Source organism: Inhella sp. (assembly GCF_027532025.1).
Taxonomy (GTDB): domain Bacteria; phylum Pseudomonadota; class Gammaproteobacteria; order Burkholderiales; family Burkholderiaceae_C; genus Inhella.
Genome location: NZ_JAPZSY010000015.1, coordinates 1 through 14,705 on the forward strand (window position 1 = coordinate 1; position 14,705 = coordinate 14,705).

17 protein-coding genes are annotated in these 14,705 nt (G+C 69.4%); 14 read left to right on the forward strand and 3 right to left on the reverse strand.

The features are described from left to right. Positions 1-585, reverse strand: a 585-nt coding sequence (locus tag O9335_RS03350) for a porin (protein ID WP_298383550.1), incomplete at its 3' end; no start/stop codon positions are given. 150 nt (positions 586-735) lie between these two features. On the opposite strand from O9335_RS03350, the gene coq7 reads away from it, so the two are divergent. Further along, the gene (gene coq7, locus O9335_RS03355; protein WP_298383552.1) at positions 736-1,377 is read left to right on the forward strand and encodes a 2-polyprenyl-3-methyl-6-methoxy-1,4-benzoquinone monooxygenase; all 642 of its coding nucleotides are present in this window, start codon (positions 736-738) and stop codon (positions 1,375-1,377) included. Between the two features lie 14 nt (positions 1,378-1,391). On the opposite strand, the gene O9335_RS03360 is transcribed toward coq7, so the two are convergent. After that, positions 1,392-1,817, reverse strand: coding sequence for an OsmC family protein (locus O9335_RS03360; RefSeq protein ID WP_298383553.1), 426 nt, complete (start codon positions 1,815-1,817; stop codon positions 1,392-1,394). A gap of 48 nt (positions 1,818-1,865) precedes the next feature. Between O9335_RS03360 and ilvA the strand changes: the two genes are divergently transcribed. Further along, on the forward strand, positions 1,866-3,419 hold the full coding sequence (gene ilvA, locus O9335_RS03365) for a threonine ammonia-lyase, biosynthetic (protein ID WP_298383557.1): 1,554 nt from the start codon (positions 1,866-1,868) through the stop codon (positions 3,417-3,419). After that, a complete protein-coding gene (locus O9335_RS03370; RefSeq protein ID WP_298383559.1) occupies positions 3,419-4,417 on the forward strand; it encodes a nicotinate-nucleotide--dimethylbenzimidazole phosphoribosyltransferase in 999 nt (332 codons plus the stop codon). Before ilvA ends, O9335_RS03370 begins: the two co-directional genes overlap by 1 nt. A gap of 1 nt (position 4,418) precedes the next feature. Here O9335_RS03370 and O9335_RS03375 read toward each other — a convergent pair whose 3' ends face one another. Further along, a complete protein-coding gene (locus O9335_RS03375) occupies positions 4,419-5,078 on the reverse strand; it encodes a hypothetical protein (protein WP_298383561.1) in 660 nt (219 codons plus the stop codon). 56 nt (positions 5,079-5,134) lie between these two features. Here O9335_RS03375 and gspG point away from each other — a divergent pair, with 56 nt between their 5' ends. The 11 genes from gspG to O9335_RS03430 form a co-directional block, all read left to right on the forward strand. Next, positions 5,135-5,569 (forward strand): type II secretion system major pseudopilin GspG, encoded by a 435-nt coding sequence (gspG, locus tag O9335_RS03380; protein ID WP_298383594.1) that lies wholly within the window; start codon positions 5,135-5,137, stop codon positions 5,567-5,569. Next, positions 5,566-6,036, forward strand: a complete 471-nt coding sequence (locus tag O9335_RS03385; protein WP_298383563.1) for a prepilin-type N-terminal cleavage/methylation domain-containing protein — start codon at positions 5,566-5,568, stop codon at positions 6,034-6,036. The genes gspG and O9335_RS03385 overlap by 4 nt, the downstream gene beginning before the upstream one ends. 3 nt (positions 6,037-6,039) lie before the next feature. Then, positions 6,040-6,396: a type II secretion system minor pseudopilin GspI gene (gspI, locus tag O9335_RS03390; protein WP_298383565.1), complete on the forward strand. Its 357-nt coding sequence runs from the start codon at positions 6,040-6,042 to the stop codon at positions 6,394-6,396. Position 6,397: 1 nt separating this feature from the next. Beyond that, the gene (locus O9335_RS03395; protein WP_298383570.1) at positions 6,398-7,087 is read left to right on the forward strand and encodes a prepilin-type N-terminal cleavage/methylation domain-containing protein; all 690 of its coding nucleotides are present in this window, start codon (positions 6,398-6,400) and stop codon (positions 7,085-7,087) included. Next, entirely contained in the window at positions 7,084-8,040 is a 957-nt protein-coding gene (gene gspK / locus O9335_RS03400; RefSeq protein WP_298383573.1) for a type II secretion system minor pseudopilin GspK, read from the forward strand. The genes O9335_RS03395 and gspK overlap by 4 nt, the downstream gene beginning before the upstream one ends. A 151-nt stretch (positions 8,041-8,191) precedes the next feature. Beyond that, positions 8,192-9,367 (forward strand): type II secretion system protein GspL, encoded by a 1,176-nt coding sequence (gene gspL / locus O9335_RS03405; RefSeq protein ID WP_298383576.1) that lies wholly within the window; start codon positions 8,192-8,194, stop codon positions 9,365-9,367. Next, positions 9,364-9,846 carry a type II secretion system protein GspM gene (gene gspM, locus O9335_RS03410; RefSeq protein ID WP_298383579.1) on the forward strand — a complete coding sequence of 161 codons (483 nt, stop codon included), beginning with the start codon at positions 9,364-9,366 and terminating at the stop codon, positions 9,844-9,846. Before gspL ends, gspM begins: the two co-directional genes overlap by 4 nt. Beyond that, a complete protein-coding gene (gene gspN / locus O9335_RS03415) occupies positions 9,843-10,628 on the forward strand; it encodes a type II secretion system protein N (RefSeq protein WP_298383583.1) in 786 nt (261 codons plus the stop codon). The genes gspM and gspN overlap by 4 nt, the downstream gene beginning before the upstream one ends. Positions 10,629-10,635: 7 nt before the next feature. Beyond that, positions 10,636-12,753, forward strand: a complete 2,118-nt coding sequence (gspD, locus tag O9335_RS03420; protein ID WP_298383586.1) for a type II secretion system secretin GspD — start codon at positions 10,636-10,638, stop codon at positions 12,751-12,753. Between the two features lie 13 nt (positions 12,754-12,766). Continuing rightward, a complete protein-coding gene (gene gspE / locus O9335_RS03425; RefSeq protein ID WP_298383588.1) occupies positions 12,767-14,182 on the forward strand; it encodes a type II secretion system ATPase GspE in 1,416 nt (471 codons plus the stop codon). A 12-nt stretch (positions 14,183-14,194) separates the two neighbouring features. Beyond that, positions 14,195-14,705, forward strand: a 511-nt coding sequence (locus O9335_RS03430; RefSeq protein ID WP_298383591.1) for a type II secretion system F family protein, incomplete at its 3' end; no start/stop codon positions are given.

Sequence of the window (14,705 nt, forward strand, 5' to 3'; positions counted from 1 at the left end):
GCCGAACTCGCCGAAGGCCCCCGAAACGTGAACAGCTTTGGTGCGGTAGCCCAAGCGACCGACGACACTGCGGCCGGTGGTCGAACCTTCACCGGCGGTCACTTCCGCGTTGCCGTAGAAGTCGCCCATCTTCGGCAGGTAGTAAGCCAATTGGTTGTCCATGCGGTTGCGATCCAAACCGATGATGCGGTTCAGGCCCGGCATGCCGCTGGTGCCAAAAACATCAAACTCATCAATCAACGTACGCGTGGCGGATTTCTGGCGACCCAGGCGCACTTCGCCAAAGCTGCCCGACAGGCTCACGGTGGCGCGGCGCTGCCAAAACACCGCGTCGGCCACGCCCGTGTCAGGGCTGAAACCGTGCTCGATGTGGAAGCTGGCCTTGAGGCCACCGCCGATGTCTTCGACGCCACGGAAGCCCAGGCGGCTGGCTGCACGGCCTTCGTTCGACAAGGTCTTGACCGAGCCCACGCCCTTCAGGTCGCGCAGGGCCAAGTCCACCACGCCAAACACGGTCACCGACGACTGCGCCATCGCGCCAGCCGACACCACCAGCGCTGACAGCGCCACGATCGTTTTCTTCATACCTACTCCTGCTGAGGCCCGCGCCCTCGCCCATCGAGGCCGCTTCAACGTTGTGCATCATCGACGAGTGTCTATGACGTTGAGATGACACGCACGCAGTTGCTGATTCGAAACAACACACAGCGTCCGGCGGTTTCTACACTCAAGCCCATGAAAACATGGGGCAATCGACAGTCGCTCGACCGGTGGATCACCGGCTTCGACAAGGCTTTGCGCACGGTCAGCGGTGTTGTACGCGCACAACGCCCCCGCCCTCAATCCGCCTCATCGCCCCCCTTGGCGCCGGAGTCCGCGCGCTTGTCGGCGGCGCTGATGCGCGTCAACCACGTGGGTGAGGTGTGTGCGCAAGCACTGTACGCCGCGCAAGCCCTCACCAGCAGGGATCCCCAACTGCAGGCCGAACTGGCCCGGTCGGCCCAAGAGGAGGAGGACCACTTGGCCTGGTGCGCTGAGCGCCTGCAGGAATTGGACGGGCGCGTCAGCCTGCTCAACCCGCTGTGGTGGAGCGGCGCCTTCGGCATAGGCCTTCTGGCGGGCTTGGCGGGCGACCGCTGGAGTTTGGGTTTCGTGGTGGAGACCGAACGCCAAGTGGAGGCCCACTTGGCCTCGCATTTGGACCGACTGCCCGCCGACGACCATGCGTCCCGAGCCATCGTGGACCAGATGAAAGCCGACGAGGCCGCCCACGCGGATTGGGCGCAGGCGCGCGGCGCTGCGCCCCTGCCGGAAGCGGTGCGAGCGGCAATGCGCGTCGCGGCCAGCGTGATGACGCGCACGGCGCACCACGTCTGACGTCACACCGCCGCTCAAGGCGCCTCGACGACCTCGACGCTGTGGGTGATGGCCGCGGTATGGGCCAGCATGGCGGTGGCCGAACAATACTTTTCGTGTGAAAGGGCCACGGCGCGCTCCACCGCGGCCACCGGCAACGCCCGGCCGCTGACCTTGAAAGCCAGGTGGATGCGGGTGAAGACTTTGGGATCGACGTCGGCCCGCTCGGCCTGCACGTCGACGCTGCAGCCCAGCACGGCATGTCGCCCCCGCTGAAGGATGAGCACCACGTCGTAGGCCGTGCAGCCGCCAGCCCCGACCAGCAGCATCTCCATCGGCCGTGGGGCGAGGTTGCGTCCACCGCCTTCGGGCGCGCCATCCATGTTGACCCAGTGTCCCGTTCCGGTGGCTGCGTGGAAGCTCATGCCGCCAGGGCCACCCCAAGTGATCGTGCAGTTCATGGCAGCATGGTAGGCCCGCCTTGCCGGCGCTCCCACCCCGGTCCCCCAATGCCCCGCCCCCCTGCCCCCGCCAAACCCCTGCTGAACCTGGACACCGACAGCTACTTGCAGCGCATCCTGCGCGCCCGGGTTTACGACGTGGCGCAGGTCACGCCCCTGACCTTGGCACGCCGGCTGACGAAGCGACTGGGCAACCAGGTCTTGCTCAAGCGCGAAGACCAGCAGCCCGTCTTCAGCTTCAAGTTGCGCGGGGCGTACAACCGCATGGCGCAACTGAGCCCCGAGCAGTTGGCCCGGGGCGTCATCTGCGCGTCGGCCGGTAACCACGCGCAGGGCGTGGCGCTGGCGGCGCGCAAGCTGGGCGGCATGGCCCGCATCGTGATGCCGGTGACAACGCCGCGCGTGAAGATCGATGCCGTGGTCGCCCTGGGGGGCGACGTGGTGCTGCACGGCGATTCGTTCAGCGACGCCCAAGTGGAGGCGCTGCGACTGCGCGACGCCGAGGGCCTGACCTACATCCACCCCTTCGACGACCCCGACGTCATCGCCGGTCAAGGCACGGTGGGCCTGGAACTGCTGCAGCAGCACACCGGCCCCCTGGACGCGGTGTTCGTGGCCGTGGGCGGCGGCGGCTTGATTGCCGGCGTGGCGGCGTGCATCAAAGCTATTCGTCCCGAGGTGCGGGTGATCGGTGTGCAGACGACCGACTCCGACGCCATGGCGCAGAGCTGTGAGGCCGGCCGCATCGTGCCGTTGAACGAGGTGGGGCTGTTCAGCGATGGCACGGCCGTCAAGCGCGTGGGCGACGAAACCTTCCGCGTGGCGCAAGCCCTGGTCGACGGCTGGATTCGCGTCGATACCGACGCCGTGTGCGCAGCCATCAAGGACATCTTCGAAGACACGCGGTCGGTGGTGGAGCCGGCGGGCGCGTTGGGTGTGGCGGCCATCAAGCAGCACGTGGCGCGCACCGGCTGCAAAGGGCAAACGTTTGCCACGATCACCTGCGGCGCGAACATGAACTTCGACCGGCTGCGCTTCGTCGCGGAGCGGGCCGAGGTGGGCGAACAGCGCGAAGCGCTGTTCGCGGTGACCTTGCCCGAAGCACGCGGCAGCCTGAAACGGTTTTGCGAGTTGCTGGGCACGCGCAGCCTGACCGAATTCAACTACCGGCTGAGCGGAGGCGACCAGGCCCACCTGTTCGTGGGTCTGTCCATGAGCAAACCGGGCGAGGCCGACAAGATGGCCCGTCACTTCACCAAGCACGGCTTCGCGTGCCTCGACCTCACGGGCGACGAGTTGGCCAAACTGCACCTGCGCCATTTGGTGGGTGGGCGCTCGGCACAAGCGGCCGACGAGCGGCTGGTCCGATTCCAATTTCCCGAACGCCCGGGCGCCCTGATGCGCTTCCTGGATGCGATGAACCCGGCCTGGAACATCAGCCTGTTTCACTATCGCAACCAAGGCGCCGACTACGGCCGCGTGCTGATGGGCATCCAGGTGCCCCCGCGCGATGGCGCCGCCTTCCAGCGCTTTTTGCGCGGGCTGGGTTACCCCTTCCAGGACGAAAGCCGCAACGCGGCCTACCACTTGTTTCTACGCTGATGTCGCTGCCTGCCGCGCTGATCGCCTCCACGCACAACAAGGCCCTGGAAGACACCTTGCGCGCCAGGCTGGCCGCCCGTGCGCCGCCGGGCGGCCAGTGGGGGTCGCTGGAGGACGTGGCGGTGCAGATCGGGCTCGTGCAGCGCAGCGCCATGCCGCGCTTCCATCAGCCCAGCCTGCACCTGTTTGCCGCCGACCACGGCTTGGCCTTGGACGGAGCCGGTCAGGCTTGGGCTCTGCCCACGTCTCAGCGCGCCATGCTGGCGCTGCAGGCCCGCCTGCCCTGCGCCTGGCTGGCACGGTCCAACGGGCTGACCCTGAACGTGGTGGATTGCGGCATGGCCGACGATTTGCCGGCGCACCCCATGCTCCAGCCGCGCAAGCTGGCCCACGGCAGCCGCAACCCGCGTCTTGGGCACGCCCTGTCGAAAGACCAGGTGCAAGCGGCGCTGCGCGTGGGCATGGAGCTGGCCGAAGCGCATCCGGGCAATGCCATGGCGGTGGCGGCCATCGGCCAGGGGGCGGCTGAAATCGGGGCCCTGCTCTTGGCCCGTTTGGAAGGACGGCCCCTGGTGGAGTTGTGGCCGGCGCGTGGCAACCCCCTTGCACTCCAAGCCGCCCAAGCGGCTCTGAATCGGCACCCGCCCAGCGCCGACCCCATCGACACCTTGGCCGCCCTGGGCGGGCACGACATTGCCACGATGGCGGGGGTTTTGCTGGCAGGTGCGTCGCGACGTCGTGTGCTCTTGGTGGACGGGATGGCCGCCTGCGCAGCGTTGCGCGTGGCGGCGCGGTTGGCGCCCGCCGTGACCGACTACGTCGTGTTCTGCCGCAGCAGCGCGGGTCCCGACATGGACACCGCGCTACGCGGCTTCTCGGCCGCAGCGTTGGCGGACCTGGGTTTGAACGGCCTGGACGGCGACGGCGCCGCGCTGACCTGGCCTTGGGTGCGCAGCGCCGCCGCCTTGCTCAGCGAAGGCCACGACCTGCCGCGCTGATTCAACGCGCGGTGTTGGCGTCCACGCGGCGGGGGCCGGCCTCGTCGCTGCCGCGACCCGAGCCGTCGTTCGAGGTGGGTTCGGCCAACGGCGTGGGCATGACCGGCGGGGCGACGCCTGGGATGGGGCCGGTGGGGATCGGAGGCATGACCATGCGCGTCGCAGCCATGGAGGGCGCGACAGAGCCCGTCACGATGCCTCCGGGCAGGCCAGGCAACGCGCCGGTGGCGGGAGCCGGGGGAGCCTGCAGCGGCAAATGGGCGCGCACGACGCCGTCGCGACCCAAATCAACGCCGCGGGCCGAAACAGCCAGGACCTGCGTCTGCGGGTCCACCCATTGGCCCACACGGTAGGCACGCGCCGGTGCCCCATCGACCGACAACAGGGCCACGCCCTGAACGCGCTGGAGCTCGTCGGCCCGGGGCGCGGCAACGCCCAGCAGGCTGTAGCGGGCGTCCGTGGGCGGGGGCGCTTCCGTCGTGACGACGCTCGAACCCAAGAGACGACGCCAGGCGTCTTCAGGCGCGCCGATGTCGGCCGCATGGGAGACGGCCAGCGGCGCGTTGCTGGGGGCCGACCCTGGCCAAGCGCGCAAGCCATAGGCCACGACCGAAGCGCCCACCAGGATCCAGGTCAGGAGAGTCAGGAGACGGGATGCCATGGCGGCTGATTATCATGAGCTCTCCCGAGATCTCAGCCGCCAACGCTTCGTTTTCCATGCGCAGATACCCCGAGACGGGCCGCCTCCGCGGCTTCACGCTGATTGAACTGCTGGTCGTGCTGGTCATCATCGGCTTGCTGGCGGCGCTGGTGGTGCCCAATGTCCTGAACCGCGCCGACGACGCGCGTGTGACCACGGCACGCAGCGACATTCAGTCCCTGATGAACGCCCTCAAGCTCTACAAGCTGGACAACTTCCGCTATCCCACCCAAGAACAAGGGCTCGACGCCCTGCTGCGCAAGCCCACCACCGGACCGATCCCGGCCAACTGGCGCACTTATGTGGAAAAGGCCCCCAAGGACCCTTGGGGCAACCCGTACCAGTACACGGTTCCGGGGCGGGCCGGTGAGGTCGAGGTGTTCAGCTTCGGAGCCGACGGGGTCGCCGGTGGCGAGGGCGTGAACGCCGACATCGGGTCCTGGCAGCCTTGAGCGCCCGCGATCGCTGGGGCCGCGCCCGCGGCTTCACGCTGATCGAACTGCTGGTGGTGCTGGCCTTGATCGCCCTGGCCACCGCCACCGTGGCCCTGGCCATGCGCGACTCCGATCGCGACTTGCTGGAGCGCGACGCCGAGCGCTTGGCCACCTTGCTCGATGCCGCGCGCCTGGAAGCGCGCATCCAGTCGCTCACCGTGCGGTGGCGCGCCCAGGGGGCCGAGAGCGGGCAACACTTTCGCTTCGAGGGGCTGCCAAGCGCCGCCTCGTGGCCCACGCAATGGCTCAGCGAGCCCCCGCCCACGGTGCAGCTGGAGCCGGTGGCCGACGCGGTGGCGCTCGGCCCGGACCCCCTGATCCCGGCCCAGACCCTGGTGCTGCGGCGTGGGGATGCCGAGCTGCGGCTGCACACCGACGGACTGGGCCCCTTCGCCATCCAGCGCGAAAGCGCCAAGGCGCCGTGACCGATGAAACCGCGCGGATTCACCCTCATCGAAGTGCTGGTGGCCCTGAGCATCGTCGCCATCACCCTGGCCGCCGGCATGAAGGCCGCGCAGACCTTGATCGGCAATGCCGAGCGGCTGCAAGCCGTCACGGCGGCGCAGTGGTGCGCTGAAAACCAGTTGGTGGAGTTGAAGCTGACCAAGCAGTTCCCCGGCGTGGGCGACAGCACCTTTGGGTGCGAACAGATCGGTCTGAGCTTCACCGGCCGGCTGGAAGTGCGCGGCACCCCCAACCCCGGGTTCCGGCGGGTGGACGCCGTGGTTGGCACGCCCGAGGTGCCGCGCATGGTCGTGATCTCCACCGTGTTGGGGCGCTACTGAGATGCGGCGCCGTTCGCGCTCGCGCGGCTTCACCCTGGTCGAGGTGCTGGTCGCCATCGCCCTGCTGGCCTTGCTGACGGGCTTGGCCTGGCGCGGCATCGACGGGCTGCTGCGGGCCCGCACCGTCGGCGCCGAGAGCGTGGCCCTCAGCAGCCGGCTGCAAACCGCGCTGGCGCAGTGGGAGCGCGACTTGTCCGAACTGCAAGACAGCCAAGTGGTGCCCGCGCTGGACTACGACGGCCGCGCCCTGCGTTTCACCCGGCGCAGCGCTGAGGGCCTGCAGGTGGTCGTCTGGTGGGTGGACGAAGGGCGCTGGTGGCGCTGGGCGTCGACGCCGGTCACCACCCAACCCAACTTGCTGGCGGCCTACCGGCGCAGCCAACAGACGAGCACACTGACGCCACAGGCCCTGCCCGTGCTGGATGGGGTCGGGACGTGGCAGTTGGCCTACTTCCGGCTCAACGCCTGGACCAACGCCATGTCCAGCGCCGACCTGGAAGCCAGCAGCGCCACGGCCCCCAAAGCCCCCACGCCGGGCAATCCACCCGCCAACCCACCCGGCGTGAACCCCAACCCGGGCGAGGCGCGCGCCACCTTGCCGGCCGGCATTCGGCTGCGTTTGGTGTTCGAGGGGGGGCACGGTGTGGGCGGCCCCTTGGTGCACCAGGTCTTGGTCCCGGGAGGCACATGAGGCGCCAGCCCCCGCAGCCCGCCCGTGGCGCAGCGTTGTTGACCGCGCTGCTGGTGGTGACCCTGATCGCCACCCTCGCCGCCGCCATGGTGTGGCAGCAGCATCGAGCCCTGGCCACCGAAGCCGCCGATCGCGCTCGCACACAGGCCACCTGGGTGCTCAGCGGCGCCTTGGACTGGGCGCGTCTGATCTTGCGCGAAGACGCACGCGCCAACCAAGCCGAACCCGTCGACCACTTGGGCGAGGTCTGGGCCGTGCCCTTGGCCGAGGCCCGGCTGTCCACCTTCCTGGCGGCCGAAGGGGGAGGCGCCGATGCCGACAGCGGACCCGACGCCTTCTTGTCCGGCGCCATCACCGACGCTCAGGCTCGGTACAACCTGGCGAATGTGTTTCGCAGCCGGGAGCCGGACCCGTTGGAGCTGCGCACCTTGCAGCGCCTGTGCGCCAGCGCCGGCTTGGACGGCGGCAGCACCAGCCGGCTTATCCAGAACCTGCGAGCGGCCAGCCAATCGCAGAACGACAACGAGAACGCCAACGTGCCTTTGCGGCCACGCAGTGTGGCGCAGCTGCGCTGGCTGGGGCTCGACGAGCGCAGCGTGACCCGGCTCGAGCCCTGGATCACCGTGCTGCCCACACCCACACCGGTCAATCTGAACACCGCGCCGCGCGAAGTCATCGCGGCCCTGTTCGACGGCCTGGACCTGGCCAGCGCCGACCGCATCGTGCAAGCCCGCAGCAGCAAGCCGTTCCGTCGGTTGGAGGACCTCAAGCCGCTGCTGCCCGAAGGTGCCCCTCTGAACGGCGAACGCCTGGCGGTCAACAGCAACCATTTCATCGTCGCCGGCCGCCTGCGGCTGGACGATCGCGTCATCGAACAGCGCTCGCTCGTGCGCCGTCGCGGCCTGGACGTCGAGCTGATGTGGCGCGAGCGCGTGGTGCCGGCGGCCCCATGACCCCCCGAAACCCACCGGATCGCCCCGGGGAAGCCCCTGGGCCTCGCAACCCGAGCGCGTCGGCCGCGCTGCCTAGAATCGCGCGCCGCTGTAGCGGCTCTCCCTGCGCCCTCGGGCGCAGCCTCCGAACCGGTGCCCGCTGGCGTCTTCCATGCCCACGCTGATCCTGCCCTTGCCCGATGGACCTCCCGCCGATGCCTGGGATTGGCTGCTGGTGGACGATGGTGGCGCCTTGCTGCGCCAGGGCCACGATGGCCCCGCGCTGTGGCCCCCGGCGGAGCGGGTGGTGCTGGCGCTGGCGCCTCAGCGCCTGACATGGATGCGCGCCACCCTGCCGGCAACACCCGCCAAACGCTGGCGCGCAGCCCTGCCCGGACTGCTGGAGGACGCGCTGCTCGACGACCCCGAGCAACTGCTGTTTGCCCTGCCGAGCGACGCCCGGGCCGGCAGCGACACCTGGGTGGCCATCACGCCCATGGCGCCCCTGCAGGCGGCCATCGAGGCGGCCGAAGCGACAGGGCGCCGCGTGGACGGCATCGCGCCCGTTGCCTGGCCCCTCGCGGCCGGCGAAGTGCCTCAAGCCCATGTGCAAGACCAGGCGGGGCAGTTGCGGGTGGTTTGGCGCGACGCCGACGGCGTCACCCTGCTGCCGCTGGCTGGCGGGTATTCCCGTCAGCGCCTGGCGGGCGTGGCAGCCCGCTGGAGCGCCGACCCCGCCGCCGTCGCTGCGGTGGAAGCCTGGCGCGAGCAAGCGGTGGCGGTGCGCAGCGCCTCCCAAACCTGGGCCGAAGCCGCGCAAAGCCCTTGGAACCTCCGCCAAGGCCCCTTGACGCCCCAACTGCGGGGCCTGCATGCCTTGCAGCACCTGGGCCATCGGCTCATGCAACCCGAGTGGCGGGCCTGGCGCTGGGGCATGGTGGCGCTGGTGGGCGCCCAAATCGTGGGCCTGAATGCCCTCGCCTTCCAGCAGCAGCGGCAAGAGCGTGCTCGGGCACAGGCCTTGCAGGCCGCCGCGCAGTCGCAGTTCCCTGGCTGGGCTGGCGACGTGGGCCGCGTGGAGCGCCAACTCGGCGAACTGCGCCGCGCCGCGGGCGCGAGCGGCCCGCAAGACATCGAAGCCTTGCTGGGCGCCGCGGCCCGCCGTTGGCCCGAAGGCGCCCCAGCGGTGCAGGCCATCGCCTTCGAAGGCGATCGCCTCACCCTCTCGGCGCCTGGCTGGCAGGACGACTGGACGCCCGCTTTCGGTCAAGCCCTGGCCGCCGATGGCGTGAGCCTGCAGCAAGACGGCCCCCGTTTGGTGCTTCAGCCCCGAGGCAACACCCCATGACCTCACCGATCGACACCGGTCGCCAAGCTTGGCAGCAACTCAACCCGCGCGAGCGCGTCGCTGTGGGCGTGGCCGCATGCGCGCTGAGCTTCGCCCTGCTCGTCGGTGTCGGCCTGCGGCCGGCTTGGATCACCTTGCAACAAGGCCCGCAAAAGCTGGCTCGCCTGGAAGCCGACCTGCAACGGGTGCAGCAAGCCGCCCTGGAAGCGCAAGCGCTGCGGCAGCAGGCCCCGGTCTCGGTCGCCGACGCCCGCACCGCCCTGGAAGCGGCCACGCAACGCCTGGGGCCGCAAGCCAAGGTCACGCCCCAGGGCGACCAGGTCTTGGTGAACCTGCAAGACGTCGACGCCAAGCTTTTGCTGCCCTGGCTGGGCGAAGTTCGGCGGGCCGCGCGCATGGCGCCGGTCAGCGTTCAGCTGCAACGCCAGGGCGAGCGCTACAGCGGCAGCGTGCTCTTGGCCGCTGGGGCGCGCCCATGACGCCGCGTCCGAGATCGACCCGACTCCGGATTGCGGTGGCCCTGGTGCTGGGCGCCGCCGCGGCCCTGGCTTGGCAGGCCCCAGCCCGGTGGCTGGCCGACGCTGTGGGCCGCCACACCGACCAACGCTTGATGCTGGCCGATTCACGGGGCAGCTTGTGGTTCGGCTCGGCCCAAGTGGTGCTCACGGCCGGACCGGGCAGCCGCGATGCCAGCCGGCTGCCCGGTCGCTTGCACTGGACCTGGGGTTGGTCGGACGGCTCGGCCACGCTCCGCCTGAAGCTGGACTGCTGCAGCACCGACCCCGTGACCCTGCGCGTGACCCCCTCCTGGCGGGGCTGGTCGTTCAGCATTCCCGCCAGCCCAACGCCCTGGGCCCGGCTGCCTGCCAACTGGCTCAGCGGACTCGGCACCCCGTTCAACACCTTGCAACCGCAAGGCCAGCTCACCTTGGGCAGCACGCAGGGCTTGAAGCTGGACCCCGGCACACCAGGCCAGCCGATGGAAGGCGGGGTGCAGATGCAGCTGAACAACCTGAGCACGCGCCTGGCCACGGTAGCCCCGCTGGGCAACTACGAGTTGCGCCTGGAAGCCCCAGGCTCACTGACCCTGGAGACGCGCGAGGGGGCTGCCCTGCGCTTGCAAGCGCAGGGTCGCTGGCAACCCCGCTTGCAGATGCAGGGACAGGCGGAAGCCGCCCCGGGCTACGAGACTGCGCTTGACAACCTCTTGAACATCGTGGGGCGCCGTGAAGGCGCCCGATCGCTGATCACACTTGGCTGACCCGACCATGACGACTGCCGCCCCCTTCCCCCTGCGCACCTTGGCCATGGCGGCCTTGACGGCAGCCTTGGCCACCCCCGCCCTGGTCTGGTCGCAAGCCAACCGAGCACCGGCCGTGCGCGCCGACACGCAGGTGACGCTTAACTTCGTCAATGCCGACGTCGAAGCCGTGACCCGCGCCATGGGCAGCATGCTGGGCAAAACCTTGGTGGTCGATCCGCGCGTCAAGGGACAAATGACGCTGTACAGCGATCAACCGCTGCGGCCCGCCGAGGCCTATGCGCAGTACCTGACCGCCTTGCGTGGCTTGGGCTTTGCGGTCGTTGACGCGGCCGGTCTGCTCAAAGTGGTGCCTGAAGCCGAAGCCAAGCTGCTGGCCACCGGCGTGTTGCTGGACGACCAACGGGGCAAGGGCGACCTGATCGTGACCCAGGTGTTCTCGCTGAAACACGAAAACGCCAACAACCTCGTGGCGATCCTGCGGCCCCTGGTCAACATCAACAACACCATCAACGCCAACCCAGGCAACAACAGCCTGGTCATCACCGACTACGCCGACAACCTGGCGCGCTTGGCCAAAATCATCGCCGCGCTGGACACGCCGGCAGCGTCGGACGTCGAAATCGTGCCCCTGCAGCACGCCGTGGCCGCCGACTTGGCCTCTTTGGTCCAAAAGCTGGGCGATGGCGCCGCCGCCGCGCCGGGCGCACCCGGCGGGACCGGTGGCAGCACCGTGCTGCCCGACCCCCGCGCCAACGCCCTGATCCTGCGCGCCGCCAACCCCGTGCGCTTGGCCGCGCTCAAGGCCCTGGTGCTCAAGCTGGACCAACCCAGCCCCGACGCGAGCAGCCCCATCCGGGTCGTTCACCTGAAGAACGCCGACGCCACCAAGCTGGCCCAGGTGCTGCGCGCCGCCTTCAGCCAGGGCGGCGGCGGCGGGGGCAGCAACGCGGGGCCCGCCAACAGCCCCACGCCGGCGGTCAGTGCCGTGCCCACGGTGGGCTCGGGTGCAGGCAATGCAGGCGCGGGCGGCGGCCTCGGCTTGGGCAGCACGCCCGGCGTGGCCACGTCGGCCAGCCCCTCCACGGGGGGCTTCGTGCAGGCCGACCCCGCCACCAACTCCCTCATCATCACCGCACCCGAACCGCTCTACCGCCAAATGCGGGTGGTCATCGACCAACTCGATGGCCGCCGCGCCCAGGTCTTTGTGGAAGCCATGATCGTCAAGCTGGACACCAGCAAGAGCGCCCAATTTGGCGTCCAGTGGCAAAACGTCTTCGGCAACAAGGGCGACAGCACGATCACGGGCGCGGGCACCAACTTCGGTGCGGGCAGCAGCAACATCATCACAGCCACCGGGGCCATCGCGAACGGCCTGAGCGGCGTTACCACCGCACTGGCCAACAGCCCGGCGCCAGCGGGCTTGAATTTGGGCGTGCTCAAGAAGTTCGGCCAGTACTACACCCTGGGGGCGCTGGCCAACTTCCTGGAGCAGGAGGGCGGCGGCAACATCTTGTCCATGCCCACCTTGGTGGCCCTGGACAACGAAGAGGCGCAGATCCTTGTCGGCCAGAACGTGCCCTTCCTGACGGGCAGCTACGCCCAGGGCACGGGCAACAGCACCGTCAATCCCTTCCAAACCGTCGAACGCAGGGACGTGGGCCTGATCCTGAAGGTCAAGTCCCAAATCGGAGAGGGCGGCGCCATCCGCATGGTGGTGACGCAAGAGCTGTCCAGCATCGGTTCGCAGTCGGCCCAAGGGCCCATCACCAACAAGACCTCGGTGCAAACCACGGTCAGCGTCGACAACAACGACCTCCTGGTGCTGGGCGGCCTCATGCAAGACGAGTACAGCGACGGCAACAGCGGCGTTCCCGGCCTGAGCAAGATTCCCCTCATCGGCAATCTGTTCAAGGGCGAGAACCGCAGGCGCACGAAGAGCAATTTGATGATCTTCCTGCGCCCCATCGTCATGCGGTCCGCGGAGGACGCCACGACGCTGACGCTGGACCGCTACCAGCAGATTCGTGCGGTGCAGGGCGACCTGAAGCCGGAGCGCTCCTTGGTGCTGCCCGACACCGGCGCGCCCCTCATGCCCGCTCAACCTGCGCCCCGCGGTCAGTGAACCTCGCCTGAGCATGCGCCACCCTCTGCCCTACGCTTTCGCCAAGGCCCAGCGTCTGCTGCTGGAAGTCGGTCCCGACGAGACCGTGCTGTGGGCTGCTCCCGACTGCAGCGGGGCGGCCCTGACCGAAGTGCAGCGCCACCACGCGGTGGATCGCGTGGAGGCCGAGCTGGCCAGCGCGCTGCTCGACCGCATCCAGGCGGCCTACGCCGGGGGCGAGGGCAGCGCGGCCCTCGTCATCGGCGAAGTCGAGTCGGCGGTGGACTTGTCGCGCCTGATGCAAGACCTGCCGGCCGTCGAAGACCTGCTGGAGGCCGCCAACGACGCGCCCATCATCCGCATGCTCAACGCGCTGCTGACCCAAGCGGCCAAGGACGGCGCGAGCGACATCCACATCGAACCCTACGAGCGCAGCAGTGCCGTGCGCTTCCGGGTGGACGGCAGCCTGCGCGAGGTGGTGCAGCCCAACCGCGCTTTGCACGCGGCGCTGATCAGCCGTTTGAAGATCATGGCGGAACTCGACATCGCCGAAAAGCGACTGCCGCAAGATGGGCGCATCTCCTTGCGCATCGGCGGCCGCGCCATCGACGTGCGCGTCTCCACCTTGCCCAGTGCCCATGGCGAGCGGGCGGTGTTGCGCCTGCTGGACAAGAGCGACGCCAAGTTCAACCTCGGCTCCCTGGGCATGGCAGACGACGTGCTGCAGGCCTTCCGCCGGCTGGTGGCCCAGCCCCACGGCATCGTGCTGGTCACCGGACCCACGGGCTCGGGCAAAACCACCACCTTGTACGCCGCGCTGCAAACCATCGACACCGCCAGCAGCAACGTGCTCACCGTCGAAGACCCGATCGAGTACGAACTGGCCGGCATTGGACAAACCCAGGTCAACAGCAAGATCGACCTGACCTTTGCCAAAGCCCTGCGTGCCATCCTCCGCCAGGACCCCGACACGATCATGATTGGCGAGATCCGCGACTTCGAAACCGCGCAAATCGCCATCCAGGCCTCACTCACCGGCCACTTGGTGCTGGCCACGCTGCACACCAACGACGCGCCCAGTGCGGTGACACGTTTGGCCGACATGGGCGTCGAGCCCTTCCTGCTGTCCAGCTCCGTGCTGGGCGTGCTCGCGCAACGGCTGGTGCGCAAGCTGTGCCCCAGTTGCAAGCGGCAGGAGCCCGACGGCCGCTGGCATCCCGTGGGCTGCGCCGAATGCAGCCACACCGGCTACAAGGGGCGCACCGGCTTGTACGAACTGATGGTGGCCGACGACGCCCTGCGGCAACTCATCCACGAGCAAGCGGCCGAATCCGCCCTCTGGGAAGCGGCACGCGCCCGCGGCCTGCGCAGCATGCGCGAAGACGGCGAGCGACTGGTGCGCGCTGGCATCACCACCCAAGAGGAAGTGCTGCGCGCCACGCGCGACTGACCGAGCCGCCGCATGCCCGCCTACAAGTACGAGGCCCTGGAAGCCAGCGGCCGCACCCAACAGGGGCTGATCGAAGCCGACACACCGCGCGCCGCGCGCAGCCTGTTGCGCGAACGCGGGCTCACGCCACTGAGCGTGACCGCCGTGACCCAGGCTCCGACCGGCTCGGGCTGGAGCCTGCAGCCGCGCGCCTTCAGCGCCGCCAGCCTGGCGGTCTGGACCCGGCAGTTGGCCGGGCTGGTGGGCAGCGGCCTGCCTTTGGAGCGCGCCCTCACCGCCCTGGCCGAAGAGGCCGAAACGCCCCGGCAGCGCGAGTTGGTGGCCAGCCTGCGGGCCGAGGTCAACGCCGGCAACAGCGTGTCGAGGGCCATGGCCACGGCGCCGCGCGAGTTCGACGAGGTCTACCGGGGCGTGGTCGCCGCCGGCGAGGCCAGCGGCGCCTTGGGCCCCGTGCTCGAACGCCTGGCCGACGACTTGGAAGAGCGCCTGCTGCTGCGCACCCAGGTGATCGGCGCCCGGGCCG